Annotated in this window: 17 protein-coding genes and 1 tRNA gene; 16 read left to right on the forward strand and 2 right to left on the reverse strand. The window is 42.6% G+C overall.

Annotated elements, in window-relative coordinates; translation table 11 throughout:
- The 7 genes from nuoI (at nucleotide 1) to K370_RS11450 (ending at nucleotide 6,890) form a co-directional block, all read left to right on the forward strand.
- Nucleotides 1–492 carry an NADH-quinone oxidoreductase subunit NuoI gene (nuoI, locus tag K370_RS11420; RefSeq protein ID WP_047542059.1) on the forward strand — a complete coding sequence of 164 codons (492 nt, stop codon included), beginning with the start codon at nucleotides 1–3 and terminating at the stop codon, nucleotides 490–492.
- Between the two features lie 20 nt (nucleotides 493–512).
- Nucleotides 513–1,148, forward strand: coding sequence for an NADH-quinone oxidoreductase subunit J (locus tag K370_RS11425; RefSeq protein ID WP_047542061.1), 636 nt, complete (start codon nucleotides 513–515; stop codon nucleotides 1,146–1,148).
- Nucleotides 1,148–1,468, forward strand: a complete 321-nt coding sequence (gene nuoK, locus K370_RS11430) for an NADH-quinone oxidoreductase subunit NuoK (protein WP_047542063.1) — start codon at nucleotides 1,148–1,150, stop codon at nucleotides 1,466–1,468. The genes K370_RS11425 and nuoK overlap by 1 nt, the downstream gene beginning before the upstream one ends.
- A gap of 93 nt (nucleotides 1,469–1,561) precedes the next feature.
- Nucleotides 1,562–3,586, forward strand: coding sequence for an NADH-quinone oxidoreductase subunit L (gene nuoL, locus K370_RS11435; RefSeq protein ID WP_047542065.1), 2,025 nt, complete (start codon nucleotides 1,562–1,564; stop codon nucleotides 3,584–3,586).
- The gene (locus K370_RS11440; protein ID WP_047542067.1) at nucleotides 3,587–5,095 is read left to right on the forward strand and encodes an NADH-quinone oxidoreductase subunit M; all 1,509 of its coding nucleotides are present in this window, start codon (nucleotides 3,587–3,589) and stop codon (nucleotides 5,093–5,095) included. It abuts the gene before it with no gap.
- Nucleotides 5,096–5,108: 13 nt separating this feature from the next.
- Nucleotides 5,109–6,557, forward strand: a complete 1,449-nt coding sequence (gene nuoN / locus K370_RS11445) for an NADH-quinone oxidoreductase subunit NuoN (RefSeq protein ID WP_047542069.1) — start codon at nucleotides 5,109–5,111, stop codon at nucleotides 6,555–6,557.
- Between the two features lie 45 nt (nucleotides 6,558–6,602).
- On the forward strand, nucleotides 6,603–6,890 hold the full coding sequence (locus tag K370_RS11450) for a DUF2818 family protein (RefSeq protein ID WP_047542071.1): 288 nt from the start codon (nucleotides 6,603–6,605) through the stop codon (nucleotides 6,888–6,890).
- Between the two features lie 54 nt (nucleotides 6,891–6,944).
- Here the strand turns inward: K370_RS11450 and K370_RS11455 are convergent, their stop codons facing one another.
- Nucleotides 6,945–8,417 (reverse strand): DUF1996 domain-containing protein, encoded by a 1,473-nt coding sequence (locus K370_RS11455; protein ID WP_047542073.1) that lies wholly within the window; start codon nucleotides 8,415–8,417, stop codon nucleotides 6,945–6,947.
- A gap of 265 nt (nucleotides 8,418–8,682) precedes the next feature.
- On the opposite strand from K370_RS11455, the gene K370_RS11460 reads away from it, so the two are divergent.
- From K370_RS11460 to K370_RS11475, 4 genes are read left to right on the forward strand one after another with little or no spacing between them, the layout of a single operon-like run.
- Nucleotides 8,683–9,534: a neutral zinc metallopeptidase gene (locus K370_RS11460; protein ID WP_047542075.1), complete on the forward strand. Its 852-nt coding sequence runs from the start codon at nucleotides 8,683–8,685 to the stop codon at nucleotides 9,532–9,534.
- A gap of 14 nt (nucleotides 9,535–9,548) precedes the next feature.
- Nucleotides 9,549–10,097 carry an NUDIX domain-containing protein gene (locus K370_RS11465; RefSeq protein ID WP_047542077.1) on the forward strand — a complete coding sequence of 183 codons (549 nt, stop codon included), beginning with the start codon at nucleotides 9,549–9,551 and terminating at the stop codon, nucleotides 10,095–10,097.
- 41 nt (nucleotides 10,098–10,138) lie between these two features.
- Complete coding sequence (locus K370_RS11470; protein WP_047542079.1) at nucleotides 10,139–10,990, forward strand: NAD-dependent epimerase/dehydratase family protein; 852 nt, start codon at nucleotides 10,139–10,141, stop codon at nucleotides 10,988–10,990.
- Nucleotides 10,991–11,024: 34 nt separating this feature from the next.
- The gene (locus K370_RS11475; RefSeq protein ID WP_052185268.1) at nucleotides 11,025–12,224 is read left to right on the forward strand and encodes a lytic murein transglycosylase; all 1,200 of its coding nucleotides are present in this window, start codon (nucleotides 11,025–11,027) and stop codon (nucleotides 12,222–12,224) included.
- Here the strand turns inward: K370_RS11475 and K370_RS11480 are convergent.
- Entirely contained in the window at nucleotides 12,221–12,865 is a 645-nt protein-coding gene (locus tag K370_RS11480; RefSeq protein ID WP_235272754.1) for a 2OG-Fe(II) oxygenase, read from the reverse strand. The two genes, K370_RS11475 and K370_RS11480, sit on opposite strands and share 4 nt — an antisense overlap.
- Nucleotides 12,866–12,947: 82 nt before the next feature.
- Here K370_RS11480 and K370_RS11485 point away from each other — a divergent pair.
- The 5 genes from K370_RS11485 to rplT all read left to right on the forward strand — a co-directional run bounded on the left by K370_RS11485 (nucleotide 12,948) and on the right by rplT (nucleotide 16,348).
- Nucleotides 12,948–13,024 (forward strand) — tRNA-Val (locus K370_RS11485).
- Between the two features lie 138 nt (nucleotides 13,025–13,162).
- Entirely contained in the window at nucleotides 13,163–15,070 is a 1,908-nt protein-coding gene (gene thrS / locus K370_RS11490; protein ID WP_047542082.1) for a threonine--tRNA ligase, read from the forward strand.
- A gap of 50 nt (nucleotides 15,071–15,120) precedes the next feature.
- Nucleotides 15,121–15,708 (forward strand): translation initiation factor IF-3, encoded by a 588-nt coding sequence (gene infC, locus K370_RS11495; RefSeq protein WP_081977221.1) that lies wholly within the window; start codon nucleotides 15,121–15,123, stop codon nucleotides 15,706–15,708.
- Between the two features lie 72 nt (nucleotides 15,709–15,780).
- On the forward strand, nucleotides 15,781–15,978 hold the full coding sequence (gene rpmI, locus K370_RS11500; RefSeq protein WP_047542085.1) for a 50S ribosomal protein L35: 198 nt from the start codon (nucleotides 15,781–15,783) through the stop codon (nucleotides 15,976–15,978).
- 10 nt (nucleotides 15,979–15,988) lie between these two features.
- A complete protein-coding gene (rplT, locus tag K370_RS11505; protein WP_047542087.1) occupies nucleotides 15,989–16,348 on the forward strand; it encodes a 50S ribosomal protein L20 in 360 nt (119 codons plus the stop codon).
- The last annotated feature ends 36 nt before the right edge of the window (nucleotides 16,349–16,384 follow it).

Consider the following 16,384-nt stretch of genomic DNA (forward strand, 5'->3'; position numbering starts at 1 on the left):
ATGTTGAGACAAATCAAAAATACGCTGAGTAGTTTAATGCTGTGGGAGCTGCTAAAAGGCATGGCGCTCACAGGCCGTTACTTTTTTGCCCGCAAAATCACTATTCAATATCCCGAAGAGCGCACGCCACAATCCAATCGTTTTCGTGGTTTGCATGCATTACGCCGCTACCCAAATGGCGAGGAACGTTGTATTGCTTGTAAACTATGCGAGGCAGTTTGCCCTGCGCTGGCGATTACGATTGAATCAGAGCAGCGTGAAGACAATACACGCCGTACCACGCGCTATGACATTGATTTAACCAAGTGTATTTTTTGCGGATTGTGTGAAGAATCTTGCCCGGTGGATAGTATTGTTGAAACGCGTGTGTTTGATTATCACGGAGAACAACGCGGTGATTTGCTCTACACCAAAGAGATGTTATTGGCGGTGGGCGATAAACATGAAAAGCAAATTGCTGCAGACCGTCTGCAAGATAAAACTTTTAGGTAGTCTTTTTAAGATTAAAACTGATGATATTTAACGATTTTATTTTTTACACCTTAGCCGCAATTTTGCTGTTTGCAGGTATTCGCGTCATTACAACACGCAACCCTGTGTATGCTGCTTTGCATTTAGTGCTGGCGTTTTTTACTGCCGCCGGTATCTGGTTATTACTGGAGGCCGAGTTTTTAGCGATTGCCTTGGTACTGGTTTATGTCGGTGCGGTCATGGTGCTGTTTCTATTCGTGGTCATGATGCTGGATATTAATCTGGATAAACTGCGTGAAGGGTTTTGGGACTATTTGCCCATGGCCGGTACGATTGGTTTACTGATGGCGGTTGAAATGGTGATGATACTAAGTGGCAAGTATTTTGCGCCCACTACAGTTGCCAGTAAGTCAGCAGATTACAGCAATACCGCAGAGTTGGGGCGTGTGCTGTATACCGATTATCTGTTGCCGTTTGAACTGGCATCGGTCGTGTTGTTGGTGGCGATTATTGCAGCAATTGTATTAACCTTGAGAGATCGTCAAGATAGTAAATCCATGAATCCAGCGGAACAAGTGCTAGTTAAAAAACAAGACAGATTACGTATTGTAAAAATGGATGCTGTGGTAGAAACGCCGTCAGTAGAAGACCCAAAAGCAGATAAGGAAAAATCATAATGGCTGCTTTATCATCAGTTGGCTTATCACATTATCTTGTTCTAGGTGCGTTGCTGTTTACCATTAGTGTGATTGGTATTTTTTTAAATCGTAAAAATGTGATTATCTTACTGATGGCGATTGAATTGATGTTGCTAGCGGTTAACCTGAATTTTATTGCGTTTTCACATTATTTAAATGACATTGCTGGCCAAGTGTTTGTGTTTTTCATACTGACAGTGGCAGCAGCAGAGTCCGCAATTGGTTTAGCTATTTTAGTCGTTATTTTCAGAAATTTACGCACGATTAACGTGGATGATTTGGACTCTTTAAAAGGTTAACTGGCTGAGATTAAGCATCTTTAAATTCATAGCATCAGAATCATAAAATAAATCGATAAAAATTAAACACTTAAAAATTAAACCTCTATAAAAATGACACTGCCACAAATTTCCTTACTAATCGTTTTGCTGCCCTTAATTGCTGCGGCTATTGTGGGCTTGTGGGGTCGTCATTTACCGCGCGCCAGTGCCCATTGGTTAACTATCGCAGGTGTCGGTGCCGCGTTTGTTTTATCTGTGATTGTTTTTAAAGCAACACTCAACGGCTATACCGCGAATTACAATTTATATACGTGGCTCACATCGGGCGATATTCAATTCAATGTTGGATTTTTGATTGATAATTTAACTGCCATGATGATGGTCGTCGTGACGTTCGTATCGCTGATGGTGCATGTGTACACCATCGGATATATGAGTGAAGACCCGGGTTACAGTCGCTTTTTTAGCTATATTTCGTTGTTTACTTTTGCCATGTTAATGCTGGTGATGAGCAACAACTTCATGCAGTTGTTTTTCGGCTGGGAAGCAGTTGGATTGGTTTCCTATTTATTAATTGGTTTTTGGTATAAGCGCCCAACGGCTATTTATGCCAACTTGAAGGCGTTTTTGGTCAATCGCGTAGGCGATTTTGGCTTTTTGCTGGGCATCGGTATGGTGCTTTATTACACAGGGAGTCTGGATTATGCAACTGTGTTTCAAACAGCACCTGCTTTAGCAGATGTGCAAGTGACGCTGATTCCAAACGTGTCTTGGTCGCTGATGACAGTGGCCTGCATTTTGCTATTTATCGGCGCAATGGGTAAATCAGCGCAAGTTCCACTGCATGTATGGTTGCCAGACTCAATGGAAGGCCCAACACCGATTTCTGCACTGATTCACGCGGCAACCATGGTAACAGCGGGTATTTTCATGGTGGCACGTATGTCGCCTTTATTTGAATTATCAACCACTGCGCTATCATTCGTGATGATTATCGGTGCGATTACTGCATTGTTCATGGGTTTTCTTGGCATTATCCAGAATGATATCAAGCGTGTAGTTGCTTACTCAACTTTATCGCAACTGGGTTATATGACGGTTGCTTTAGGCGCATCGGCTTATTCAGTGGCTATTTTTCACTTGATGACACATGCATTTTTCAAAGCTTTACTGTTTTTGGCAGCAGGCTCAGTGATTATGGGCATGCATCATGACCAAGATATCCGCAATATGGGTAATCTAAAGAAATACATGCCTGTCACTTGGATTACTTCATTGGTTGGCTCGCTGGCATTAATCGGCACACCGTTTTTTGCAGGGTTCTATTCAAAAGACAGCATTATTGAAGCGGTTGCTTTATCCAATATCACAGGCAGTGGTTTTGCCTATTTTGCCATATTGGCCGGCGTGTTTGTCACGGCATTCTATTCATTCAGGCTGTATTTCCTGGTGTTTCATGGTAAAGAAAAGTGGCGTAAAACCAGTCATAGCCATGATCATGTACACGCGGCTGACGAACATCACCACGGTTTAAGTCCACAGGACGACCCACATGAGCCAGGTTGGGTGGTGAAGCTGCCACTTATATTATTAGCAATTCCTTCATTAATCATAGGGTACATTGCAATAGAGCCGATGCTGTTTGGTGAGTTTTTTAGCGGCGTGATTTTTGTTAATGATGAAGTCCATCCTGCAATGGCGCATTTAACACATCATTACCATGAAATATTGCATTCGCCTGCTGGTATGGCATTGCATGGCTTTATGACCTTACCCTTTATGTTAGCTGCGTTTGGTGTATTGCTGGCTTGGTTCTTTTATATGAAGCGACCAGATATTCCTGCTGCTATTCAGAAGAAATTTAGTCTGATTAATCAAATTTTAGAAAATAAATATGGTTTTGATGCATTTAATGAGCGTTTTTTTGCAGGTGGTGCGCGTTCACTTGGTGAAAAGTTGTGGAAGATTGGCGATATCCAATTGATAGACGGCGCAATGGTGAATGGCACCGCGCGCTTAATTGGACGCATCTCTGGCAAAGTTCGGCATTTACAATCTGGTCTTATCTATCACTATGCCTTTGCCATGATTATTGGTGTATTTTTGTTCTTAACCTTTTTTATCAAAATCAATTAAATGTCACAAGCCAATATATTCAGTCAGTATGTGCTCAGTTCGTCCATTTGGATGCCAATATTGGCGGGTGTTGTGGTATTGCTTTTGGGCAGCGATAACAAACCCAATTTCACGCGCTGGCTTGCGTTAGCAGGTGGTCTGTTAGCGTTTGTCGTGACTTTTCCACTTTATACGCAATTTAATTATGCAGATGGTGGCTTTCAGTTCCAAGAAATGGCGCGCTGGATTCCTGCTTTTAATGTGAATTATCATTTAGGCGTAGATGGTATTGCCGCACCTTTGATATTGCTGACAAGCTTCACAACGGTGATTGTAGTTATTGCTGCTTGGGAAGTGATTACCAAAAATATTGCACAGTATATGGCAGCATTTTTGATTATGAGCGGCTTGATGATTGGCGTGTTTAGTGCGTTGGATGGTTTGCTCTACTATGTGTTTTGGGAGGCGATGCTGATCCCGATGTTTTTGGTTATTGGTATTTGGGGTGGCGAAAATCGGGTTTACGCGACGATTAAGTTCTTCCTTTACACGTTACTTGGCTCCTTGCTGATGTTGGTGGCGTTTATCTATCTCTATCATCAAACGGGTAGTTTTGAGATTGCTGATTACTATCAACTGCCTTTGCCGTTGAACGCACAAATACTTATTTTTATGGCGTTCTTTATGGCATTTGCGGTAAAAATACCGATGTGGCCAGTGCATACCTGGTTGCCAGATGCGCACGTTGAAGCACCCACTGGCGGTTCTGTGATATTGGCCGCGATTATGCTAAAGCTGGGCGGATACAGCTTTTTACGCTTTGCTATGCCAATTGCACCTGATGCAGCACATTATTTATCTGGCTTTATGATTACCTTGTCGCTAATAGCGATTGTGTATATCGCTTTAGTTGCCTTAGTGCAAAAAGACATGAAAAAGTTAATTGCCTATTCATCCATTTCACATATGGGTTTTGTGACATTAGGTTTCTTCTTATTCAGTCAGTTAGGTTTAGAAGGCGCAATCGTACAAATGATTTCACACGGCTTTATTTCCGCCGCCATGTTCTTATGTGTGGGTGTGTTGTATGACCGCATGCATAGCCGTCAAATCGCCGATTATGGCGGAGTAGTGAATACCATGCCTGTTTTTGCGTCATTTGCAGTATTGTTTGCCATGGCTAATAGCGGCCTGCCAGGTACCTCGGGTTTTGTAGGGGAATTTATGGTGATTCTAGCCGCAGTTAAATACAATTTCTGGGTTGGATTCTTAGCCGCTACTACGCTGATATTTGGTGCTGCGTATAGTTTGTGGATGGTTAAGCGTGTCTTTTATGGCGATATTGCAAATAAGCATGTCGCTGAGTTAAAAGATTTAAACAAACGTGAATTATTCATATTAACAATATTAGCGTTGATGGTTATCGGATTTGGCGTGTATCCACAACCGATTACTGAATTTACACATGCTACCGCTGCACAATTTTTGAATCATATGGCAATCAGTAAGTTGCCAGTTGCTGGGCTTTAATCTAGGCTAAACCATGGAATATATTAAGACAGACCTTATTACAGCTTTGCCCGAACTTACCGTGCTATTTATGGCAATGTTTATTTTGCTGCTGGATTTATTTATTAAACCCAAAAATCGTATTGTTATTTACGGCTTGGCGCAATTTACGCTTTTAGCGGCAGCTTATTTTACCGTCGTTACCTACAATCCTTCGGTCGGTTATGCGTTTTCCAATATGTTTGTGGATGACCCTCTGGCCGATATCCTAAAACTCATGACGTTTTTGGGGACATCAATGATGCTGGTGTATACGCGTCAATACATGCAGCAACGCGGTATGTTCAGAGGTGAGTATTATGCCATGGTGCTGTTTGCACTGTTGGGCATGATGATCATGATTTCAGGACAAAGTTTGCTGACTATTTATATGGGCTTAGAGCTGCTTTCTCTTTGCTTGTATTCGTTGGTTGCGTTTGATCGCGATAATGCGCGCGCAACAGAAGCGGCAATGAAATATTTTGTATTGGGTGCGTTAGCTTCAGGTATGTTGCTATATGGCATGAGTATGATTTATGGCATGACAGGCAGTTTAAACGTCGCTGAAATCAGCAGTGCATTATTGGAAATGAACACTAAAAATCCTGTGCTGATTTTAGGCTTGGTGTTTGTTGTGGCTGGCTTGGCATTTAAATTTGGAGCTGTGCCTTTTCAAATGTGGGTGCCAGATGTGTATCAGGGCGCACCGACTTCAATTACGCTGCTAATCGGCTCTGTGCCTAAGTTCGCCGCTTTTGCAATTACCATACGCTTGCTTGCACAAGGGCTACAGCCTCTGGCAGTCGATTGGCAAGATATGCTGCTGATTATGGCGGTGTTATCCATTGCAATTGGTAATATCACTGCGATCGCGCAAACTAATTTAAAACGCATGCTGGCATATTCAACGATTTCACACGTTGGTTTTTTGCTGTTCGGATTCATGAGCGCAAATTTAAACGGTTTTGCTTCAAGTATGTTTTATATCAGCGCTTATGTATTAATGACGCTGGCAGGTTTTGGCATGATATTGTTATTAAGTCGCCAAGGTTTTGAGGCTGAGAATTTAGATGACTTAAAAGGTCTTAATCAACGTAGCCCGTGGGCGGCTTTTTTGATGTTAATCACCATGTTCAGCATGGCAGGCGTGCCGCCGACACTGGGCTTTTATGCCAAATTTACGGTATTACAAGCAGCACTTCAGGCAGGGTTTATATGGGCCGTCGTTTTTGCTGTAGTCATGGCTGCTATAGGTGCTTTCTACTATCTACGCGTTGTAAAGCTTATGTATTTTGATGCACCGAAAGATAATGCACGCATTAGCGCACCGGTCGATATGCAATTGGTGTTAAGCATTAATGCGGCCGCTTTGCTATTGCTCGGCATCATGCCGCAAACGCTTATGCAGATTTGCGGTGTAGCGATAGTAATCAGCCTGCAATAAATAGTCACTTTCAATCGTTAAATCTAGAGCTAAATCAATTTACTCATGACACAAATTATTATTCTATTATTAGCATTTGTTGCGGCTAATTTACCTTGGTTTTCCAATAAGTTATTTTATGTTCTTCCATTAAGATCAAATAATAAGAACTTAGCATGGTGCTTATTGGAACTGATTGTTTTATATCTGGTAGTTGGCGCAATTGGATTCTACGCAGAACATGCGACTCTAGGACAGGTTTCAGCGCAAGGCTGGGAGTTTTATACAGTCACTTTTAGCTTGTTCTTAGTATTTGCATTCCCTGGATTTATTTATAAGATGTTGTGGAAATAAAAAAACCTCGCAGAGCGAGGTTTTTTATTAGTGATAAGTTTTACTGGTGAAATATTAAAAGTCGCGATTCGCACCATAAAGTACTGTGCCATCACCCAGCATATGACTGCCACAATCTTTACCTGCGTTTAAACAATTCTTAACAATACCAGCGATCACTTTCTCATCCCAACCATTTATCCAATCACCGTGACCAGTGTAGCCAGCGTTGTAACCATTTACAGCATAATTATCACTAGATAAGCGCCAGTTTTTAGTTCCTTCAGCTGAAGTGACTAAGTATTTGGTATTTAAGATGATTTCTGGAATGGCTACTGGGTGTGTTGCAGGGCAGCTGCCACCGCTAGGATACGCCATGTGAGAGTAATGATCCGGACTGTCTAAGTTTTTACCATCCCAACACTGAGGAAAGCTCACATGCGTTACGATTGTCCAGCCTTGTTTGCATGCTGGAATGTTTTTAGATGAGGTCGATGGTTGACCTTCCAAGAAACAATTATACGTAACCTCTCTAGAGGTGGCAGCTGAAGTTGCCTTCATATTGCCCGATATCATTCTTAGACCTTTTGGAGGAGCGGTGATTACTGATTTGGGGACTGAATAACCTGTTTTGTAATACCATAGAGCAGATGTCGGTTTCAACGCTGTTTTTGTAGCGGTATCAATCATGCTAGGTACCCAATATGCAGAGCGATTAGCGATACCGCCGCGACAAGTACTATTCCCTGTTGTTGATAGCGTCATCACATTACTTTTATAGTTAACTGATGTGTTACCAAAAAATGTGTGATGATGTGCTGCGCCTTGTTGGTTAGGGTAAAGGATTGGATCGTCATTACTCATATGGCTAACGTCACAATCAATCCTGAACTGACCATGACCATCTCCTACTGGTGGTACATCTTGAGGGCCAATGTTTGGTCTAATGCGAAGGTCACTCCAACCTAAAACAGCAGTAATATTCTTGCTAATATCTACAGCTGGCATTAGGCCCGTTTGAACAATATCAGGTGATGTACTTGGGGTTGTAGTTGTAGGCGGAGTAGTAACGGCCGGCTCAGAAGGTTTTGTTACAGGTGGCGTGGTAACAGCTGGTGAAGTTGTTTTGGGCGGCGCGACAGCAACCTGCGCTGGCGGAGTTGGTGTTTTTGCGAGCCCCAATATGGACACATTATTTTTATTTGAATTAGTAGCAGTTACAATACTTTTCACTGGTGTGGTCAATGTATTCTTAGTTTTGATAAAGCTAGTAAAAAAACCACTATAATCTTTAGTTGATGCAACAGTAGATACAGTATTCTTTTTGATTGGGCCATCAACGCATAAGTCTTTTGTGAGTAATGAATTAACAAGCTCATTGGGCGTTATCTTTGAAAAGCTGTCTACTGGCGGGCGATCGGAGTATTGAGTCACGCCTCTGTTATCGCGCCATTTGTATATTTCCGCATTTGCGAAATTACTTGCTGCCAATGTTAATAAAGGTATTGTTATTATTAGCGTCTGTGGGCGGAAAATTAAATGAATCATGTAGATATTACCTTGTTGCTAGTTTACTGAGCTTACATTCTAGTTAAGATTAAATCGCTAAGTCAATGAATTGAAAATAAATAATCTAAAAACGTCTTTGTAAATAACATTTTGGTATAAACCAAAATTTCTTTGCATTTGTCATTTAGATCAAATACCGATTAGTTATTCTTAGCTAAGAATGTTAAGGAGTTATTACGCTAATGTAATAAAATCTGACAAAGCATTTATATTTATAAAAACTATATTATTTTGAGGATGCGGTATGCGCTTAGATAACGAACGAGAAAGTAGCAATGTTGAGGATAGGCGAGGTAGCGGTTTGCCTATAGGCGGGAAAAGCATTGGCGTTGGCACAATTGTCCTGACTTTGGTAGCAATGTATTTTGGCGTAGACCCTTCTGTGGTGCTTAATATGGGACAAGGATTGAGTCAGCAGGCGCCAGTTGAGGCGCAGACAATCCCTAAAGATGATCCGATGGCAATTTTTGTTGCAAAAGTATTAGGCAGCACAGAAGATACTTGGGGCAAAATATTTGCAAATGCAGGGCAGCAATATCCTGCGCCAAAATTGGTACTATTTAGCGGCCAAACACCCACAGCCTGCGGTACTGGGCAGGCAGCAATGGGGCCATTTTATTGCCCTGGTGATAGCAAGGTATACATTGACTTGCAGTTTTATCATGAAATGAAAACGCGCTTTCATGCACCTGGTGATTTTGCACAGGCTTATGTGATTGCGCATGAAGTTGGGCATCATATCCAACATTTAATTGGCACGTCGGATAAGGTACAACAAGCACGCCAAAGTGCGCGCAGTGAGGCTGAGGCGAATCAATATTCTGTGCGTTTGGAATTGCAAGCGGATTGTTACGCTGGCGTGTGGGCGCACCATGCAGATGGCGCGAATCGTATTCTAGAAGAGGGCGATGTGGAGGAGGCTATGACTGCCGCAGCTGCAATCGGCGATGATGCGTTGCAAAAACAAGCACAAGGCTATGTCGTGCCAGATAGCTTTACGCATGGCACTTCGCAACAGCGTATGCGTTGGTTTAATCAAGGCTTAACGCTGGGCGATGTGAATAAATGCGACACGTTCAATGTCGCAGCTATTTAAGTTGTTAAATTATGATGGATATTGATTTAACCGAACATTGTATTAGCTCTGAAACCATTGCATCTGGCGGTATGTTGAACGTTAAACGCGATCAGGTGCGCTTGCCAAACGGACATACTAGCCAGCGCGAATATGTCACACATCCTGGTGCTGTGGTGGTCGTGCCAATTTTGCCAAACGGCAATGTCATTTTAGAGCGCCAGTTTCGCTATCCTCTGCATCAGGTATTTGTAGAGCTGCCAGCAGGAAAAATAGACGCAGGTGAAGATATATTGGTAACAGGACAGCGTGAATTGCTAGAGGAAACTGGCTACAGCGCAAGCAATTGGATAAAGCTAGGGCTTCAATATCCATGTATTGGATATTCTAATGAAGTGATTCATATGTATTTAGCGCGTGATTTAACTGCGGGCGCGCATCAGCGTGATGCGGATGAGTCAATGGAAGTATTTGAATTATCTTTTGCTGATTGTATGAAGATGATTCAAACGGGTGAAATTACCGATGCTAAAACAATCATAGCGTTATTTTTTGCAGAGAAGTATCTTCTTCAACATGCTTAAGCATCCCTCTTTTAATCAGAGCCTGTTGGCAAAAATACCGCATGGCTAGAGTGTTAATAGTTGGCTGCGGTGATTTAGGTACAGCAGTTGCCTTGCAACTGCATCAATCTCAACATGAAGTGATTGGCCTGAGAATTAGTCAGCGAAGTTTGCCAGAAGGCATGCAAGTCATTCAGGCGGATGTGACAAAACTCGATACATTAAGCTTATTAACCAATCTGAATCCGCACATTATTATTTATTGCGTTGCCGCCAGTGCACAGACTGACAAAAGCTATCATGCGCATTATGTGCAGGGCTTAAAAAACGTATTGGCAACGCAGACGAAAAATACGCATTTACAGCATGTATTCTTTGTCTCTAGCACACGTGTGTATGGTCAAACGCATAAGCAAAATACGCAAGAGCTTCTGGATGAGAGTGTAGTGGCCGCTCCTGCCGATTTTGGTGGAGAGCGTTTATTGGAAGCGGAAAACTTGTTGGTTAACTTGCCTTGCAAATCAACATCTTTACGCCTTTCGGGTATTTATGGCCCAGATCGATTGTTTTTAGTGAATACTGCAAAAGATCCAAGCCGTTGGCCGGTGAGTAATGCTTGGAGTAATCGTATCCATCGCGATGATGCCGCTGGATTCATTGCGTTTTTAGCGCAAAAAAGCCTGATTCAGCAGCCAATAGCGAACTGTTATATCGTCACTGACGATATCCCTACATTGCAATATGATGTGCTGATCTGGCTTGCAGCCCAACAGGAGGTTGATGTTAGCCATGTTCAAACGCCTGCAACACAGGGTGGAAAACGTTTAAGTAACCAGTTGTTGCGCGAAACGGGGTTTCAGTTGAACTATCCCAATTATAAAATTGGCTATGCTGAAATATTACAAGCGCTTTAATATTAGAAGCACTTTTTAGGATTATTAAAAATAGATGTTAAAAAACGGTTTTAAATTAATTGTGAGTGCCTTCGTTTGCTTAAATATCAGCTCTTCATCCTTTGCAGGAGAAAATGGTGATTTTGATACGTGGTTAGCAGCATTAAAATCAGAGGCGAAAGCTGCGCATATCTCGGCACAAACCATTGATGAAACATTTGAAAGTGCTGAATATTTGCCGCGAGTGATTGTGTTTGACAGAGGGCAGCCAGAGTTTATTTCCACTTTTTTAAGTTATGTAGAAAAGCGCGTCACTACTGATCGAATCGCACAAGGCAGAGCTTTGTTGTTTGAGCATGAAGCGCTTTTAAGTCAAATTGAAGTGCAATATGGTGTGCCGAAACAAATACTAATGGCATTTTGGGGTTTAGAAACTAATTACGGCAGCAACAAGGGTGATTTTAGCTTGCCATCCAGCTTGATGACGCTGGCCTATGAAGGTCGCCGCGCGACATTTTTCCGTAATCAATTATTTGACACCATGCGTGTTGTGGATGCCGGCCATAACACAGTCGCAGGCATGCGCGGTTCTTGGGCTGGTGCAATGGGGCATATGCAATTTATGCCCTCCACTTTACTTAAATATGGGGTGGACGCAGATGCAGATGGACGCATCAATATTTGGACATCATTACCAGATGCATTTTCATCTGCAGCCAATTACTTAAATAAAGTGGGTTGGCGTAAGAATGAATTGGCAGCAATAGAGGTTAAATTGCCAGTTGATTTTGACTATAGTCAGGCGCAATTAAACAATCGCAAAAGTACTGCTGATTGGACGAAATTAGGTGTGCTTGACATTGGAAGTTCGGCATTGCCAGCGCAGGAAAATGCTGCGATTTTGTTACCGCAGGGGAAATATGGACCTGCTTTTATGGTGTTTAATAATTTTGATGCCATTATGGATTGGAATCGCTCCGTCAACTATGCGTTGTCGGTTGTACATTTAGCGAATCAATTGATTGGCGATAAACCAATCATGGCTGGCGATTTTGCGGAAAAAGAAGCGTTAAGTTTTAATCAAATGTGGGCACTGCAATCTAAGTTAAACGATTTGGGATTCGATTGTGGGCAGCCCGACGGTTTTCCTGGTCTGAAAACGCAAGCGGCAATTCGGCAATATCAAGCAACGCAAGGCATAGTGCAAGATGGCTACGCCAGCCCGAGTTTATACCGGCGCTTATTTCAGCCTTAGAGTAACGATTGGCTGCGTGTTCTGAACCAGCCTGTCAGACTGATTCTTTCTCGTTTTGCTGGACGTACTTCATGCCAGAATTTTTGCGATAAAAATAGAACTAATTTGCCCGCAGTTGGCAATATATTCAGGTGCTCATGCTCATTTAGGTACAGTCTTAATTCGCCACCATCATCTGCTTGCCAATCAGCATTTAAGTACAAGATGCTACTGAGTTGCCGTGCTTTTGTGTCATGTGCTGAATGAATGCCTTGATTAAATTGATCTAGATGTTTTTGGTAAAACCCACCAATAGGGTACATGGTGAAGTGTGTTTCAAGTGATTGTAAATTCATGAATAACTGCTGGTTAAGCGCTGCTTTTAATGCTTGCATTTTGCTAAGGTAAGCTTGAGTATTTATATTCTCACTATTCGCATCCAGCCAGAAAATATGGTCGCCACGAATATTGGATTGCTGTGATTTATTTATTAATCCTGTTTTGGCTGGCACCATGTCGTTATTGGTATGACGCTTATAGGCTTCATCATACAAGGCAGTAATGGTATTTGCTGCCAAAAAATCATCGCAAATAACATAGCCTTGTAAGCTGAGTGTATCGATTAATGCGTTAAAATTCGCCGGTTCTGTGTTTTGTGTCATCACAGGGGATTATAGCAGTGCGGGTTTGCGTACAAGCCTGTATTAAGCTAAAATTCGCACTTCGTAAAAATTGCGAAAAATTAGGCGGTTAGCTCAGTTGGTTAGAGCGCTTGGTCGACATCCAAGAGGTCAGCAGTTCGAATCTGCTACTGCCTACCAGGAAATTCAAAAAAACCGCATTTAATCAACGATTAAGTGGGTTAAAACAAACAATAAAAGCCGTTAAAGTAAACGGCTTTTATTGTTTCAAGCTTTGTGAACTTTAAAATTTAAAAATATTCATACATTGGATTTGATATGCCAGTAATTCGCTTACCAGATGGCTCGCAACGCAATTTTGATACACCAGTAACCGTGGCGCAAGTTGCGCTGGATATCGGCGCAGGCTTAGCAAAAGCAGCGCTGGCTGGCAAGGTGAATAATAAGCTTGTCGATACCAGTTACCTGATTGAAGCGGATAGCGACTTAGCGATTATTACGGATAAATCCGATGACGGTTTAGAAGTTATTCGCCATTCCACTGCGCACTTACTGGCTTATGCAGTCAAAGAACTGTTTCCTGATGCGCAAGTGACCATTGGCCCGGTGATAGACAATGGCTTTTATTATGACTTTTCGTATAAACGCCCGTTTACGCCAGAAGATTTAATTGCCATTGAAAAGAAAATGGCCGAGCTTGCCAAAAAAGATGAACAAGTCACGCGCAAAGTATTGCCACGCGATGAAGCCGTGGCGTATTTCAAAAGCATCAATGAGCATTACAAAGCAGAAATTATTGCGTCAATTCCTGCCAATGAGGATGTATCTTTGTACTCTGAAGGCAATTTTACCGACTTGTGCCGTGGCCCGCATGTACCGAACACAGGTAAGTTAAAAGCCTTTAAGTTGATGAAGTTGGCCGGTGCTTACTGGCGCGGCGATAGCAACAACGAGATGTTGCAGCGCGTTTACGGCACAGCTTGGCGCAATAAAGAAGAGTTGGAAGCTTATTTGTTTCAGCTGGAAGAAGCTGAAAAGCGCGACCATCGTAAATTGGGCAAGCAACTGGATTATTTTCATATGCAGGACGATGCACCTGGCATGGTGTTCTGGCATCCGCGCGGCTGGAGCATTTGGCAAGAGGTTGAGCAGTACATGCGTCAAATGTTCAAGGATTACAATTATCAAGAAGTGCGCACACCGACCATTATGGATAAAACGCTGTGGGAGAAGTCTGGCCACTGGCAAAATTATCACGACAATATGTTTGTGACTAAGTCTGAAAATCGCGATTACGCGGTTAAGCCGATGAATTGCCCTGGTCATGTGCAGATTTTTAATAGCAGCTTACATAGTTATCGTGATCTGCCATTAAGATTGGCTGAGTTCGGTTCATGTCACCGCAACGAACCGTCTGGTGCGTTGCACGGCTTGATGCGTGTGCGTGGCTTTACCCAAGATGATGCACATATATTCTGTACAGAGGAGCAAGTGGAAGCCGAAGTCGCCGACTTTATTAAAATGCTCTACAAAGCTTATGGCGATTTTGGTTTTAACGATGTGTTGGTTAAGTTGTCTACACGACCTGAGAAACGTATAGGAACGGACGAAGATTGGGATAGGGCAGAAACTTCGCTTGCAAATGCGCTCAAGTTAAATAACTTAGATTTTGAATATCAGCCTGGTGAAGGTGCATTTTACGGCCCTAAAATTGAATTTACACTTAAGGATTCATTAGGTCGTTTGTGGCAATGCGGTACGATACAGCTAGACCCAAACCTACCTGAACGCTTGGGTGCTGAATATGTAGCGGAAGACAACTCACGCAAGCGCCCGATTATGCTGCACCGCGCTATTGTTGGTTCGATGGAGCGTTTTATTGGTATCTTGATTGAAAACTATGCAGGTGCGATGCCACTTTGGCTGGCGCCCGTGCAGGCAATGGTATTAAACATTTCTGAAAATCAATCCGATTATGTGATGCAAGTGGTTGAAAATCTAAAGAAAAATGGCATTAGATGCGATTTTGACTTGAGAAATGAGAAGATTACCTATAAAATACGCGAACATTCGATGCAGAAAATGCCTTACTTGCTAGTTGCAGGTGAGCGCGAAATGCAGGCAGGACATGTGGCCGTGCGTACCAGAAAGGGTGAAGACCTAGGATCTATGCCGATTGCCGAGCTGATTGCTCGGTTAAAAGCAGAGGTTGAAGCTAAGGTTTGAGCTAAATTTCCAAGGTAGCGCGGTTTAATTTTTTTGATTAGGAGCCAGCAATAGCACAAGATAAAGGTACGCGAATTAACGGGGATATTACCGCACCCGAAGTTCGTTTGGTGGGAGTAGAAGGCGAGCCCTTGGGTATAGTGAGTCTACGTGAGGCTTTTGCAAAAGCAGAAGAAGCGGATATTGATTTGGTAGAGATTGCGCCAAACGCCACTCCACCAGTGTGCAGGTTGATGGATTACGGTAAGTTTAAGTATGCCGAAAGTAAGCGTCAGCACGAGCAAAAACTTAAACAAAAACAAGTGGTTATTAAAGAGATCAAGTTTCGTCCGGGTACGGATGACGGTGATTACAATATTAAAGTACGTAACATCATCCGCTTTTTGGGTGAGGGTGATAAAGCAAAAATCACATTGCGCTTTAGAGGTCGTGAGATTACACATCAGGAATTTGGTTTGGCACTATTAAGGCGCGTAGAAGCCGATTTGTCAGAGCACGCAGTGGTCGAGCAGTTTCCTAAAATGGAAGGCCGTCAAATGGTGATGGTGTTAGCACCTAAAAAAGTAGAGAAAGTAGTGGCTAAGCCAGCAAAAGTAGCAAAACCTGCTGAAAAAACAGAAGTAGCAGCAACTGAATAATTAAGATTTTTCTGAGTGATACGGCGAAATGGCATGCCTAGGCACTCTTAACAACTCTCAAAGGAGAAAAAAATGCCAAAAATGAAAACAAAGAGCAGCGCCAAAAAGCGCTTTAAGTTCTTAGGTAACGGTAAAGTGAAGCGTACGCACTCACATTTGCGTCATATCCTAACCAAGAAAACCACCAAGCAAAAACGTAAATTGCGCGGCACGGCTATCATCTCACCAACTGACGTCAAACGCGTTCGCGCAATGATGCCAACACAATAAGGAGACCGATATGCCTAGAGTAAAACGTGGTGTCATCGCTCGCGCAAGACATAAAAAAGTATTAAAAGCCGCTAAAGGTTATCGCGGTCGTCGTAAAAACGTTTACCGCGTTGCCAAGCAAGCGGTAATGAAAGCAGGTCAATATGCATACCGTGACCGTCGTCAGAAAAAACGTCAATTCCGCACCTTGTGGATTGCACGTATCAATGCTGGCGCACGTGAATGTGGTTTGACATATAGCCGTTTCATGAATGGCTTGAAAAAAGCTGCGATTGAAGTGGATCGTAAAGTACTTGCCGATTTGGCAGTATTTGACAAAGTAGCGTTTGCTAAATTTGTTGAGTTAGCTAAAACTGGCTTAGCGGCTTAAGCCGTGAATGCTTAAATCAGGCTAAGTAAAAAAGAG

Source organism: Methylotenera versatilis 7, assembly GCF_000799165.1.
Taxonomy (GTDB): domain Bacteria; phylum Pseudomonadota; class Gammaproteobacteria; order Burkholderiales; family Methylophilaceae; genus Methylotenera_A; species Methylotenera_A versatilis_A.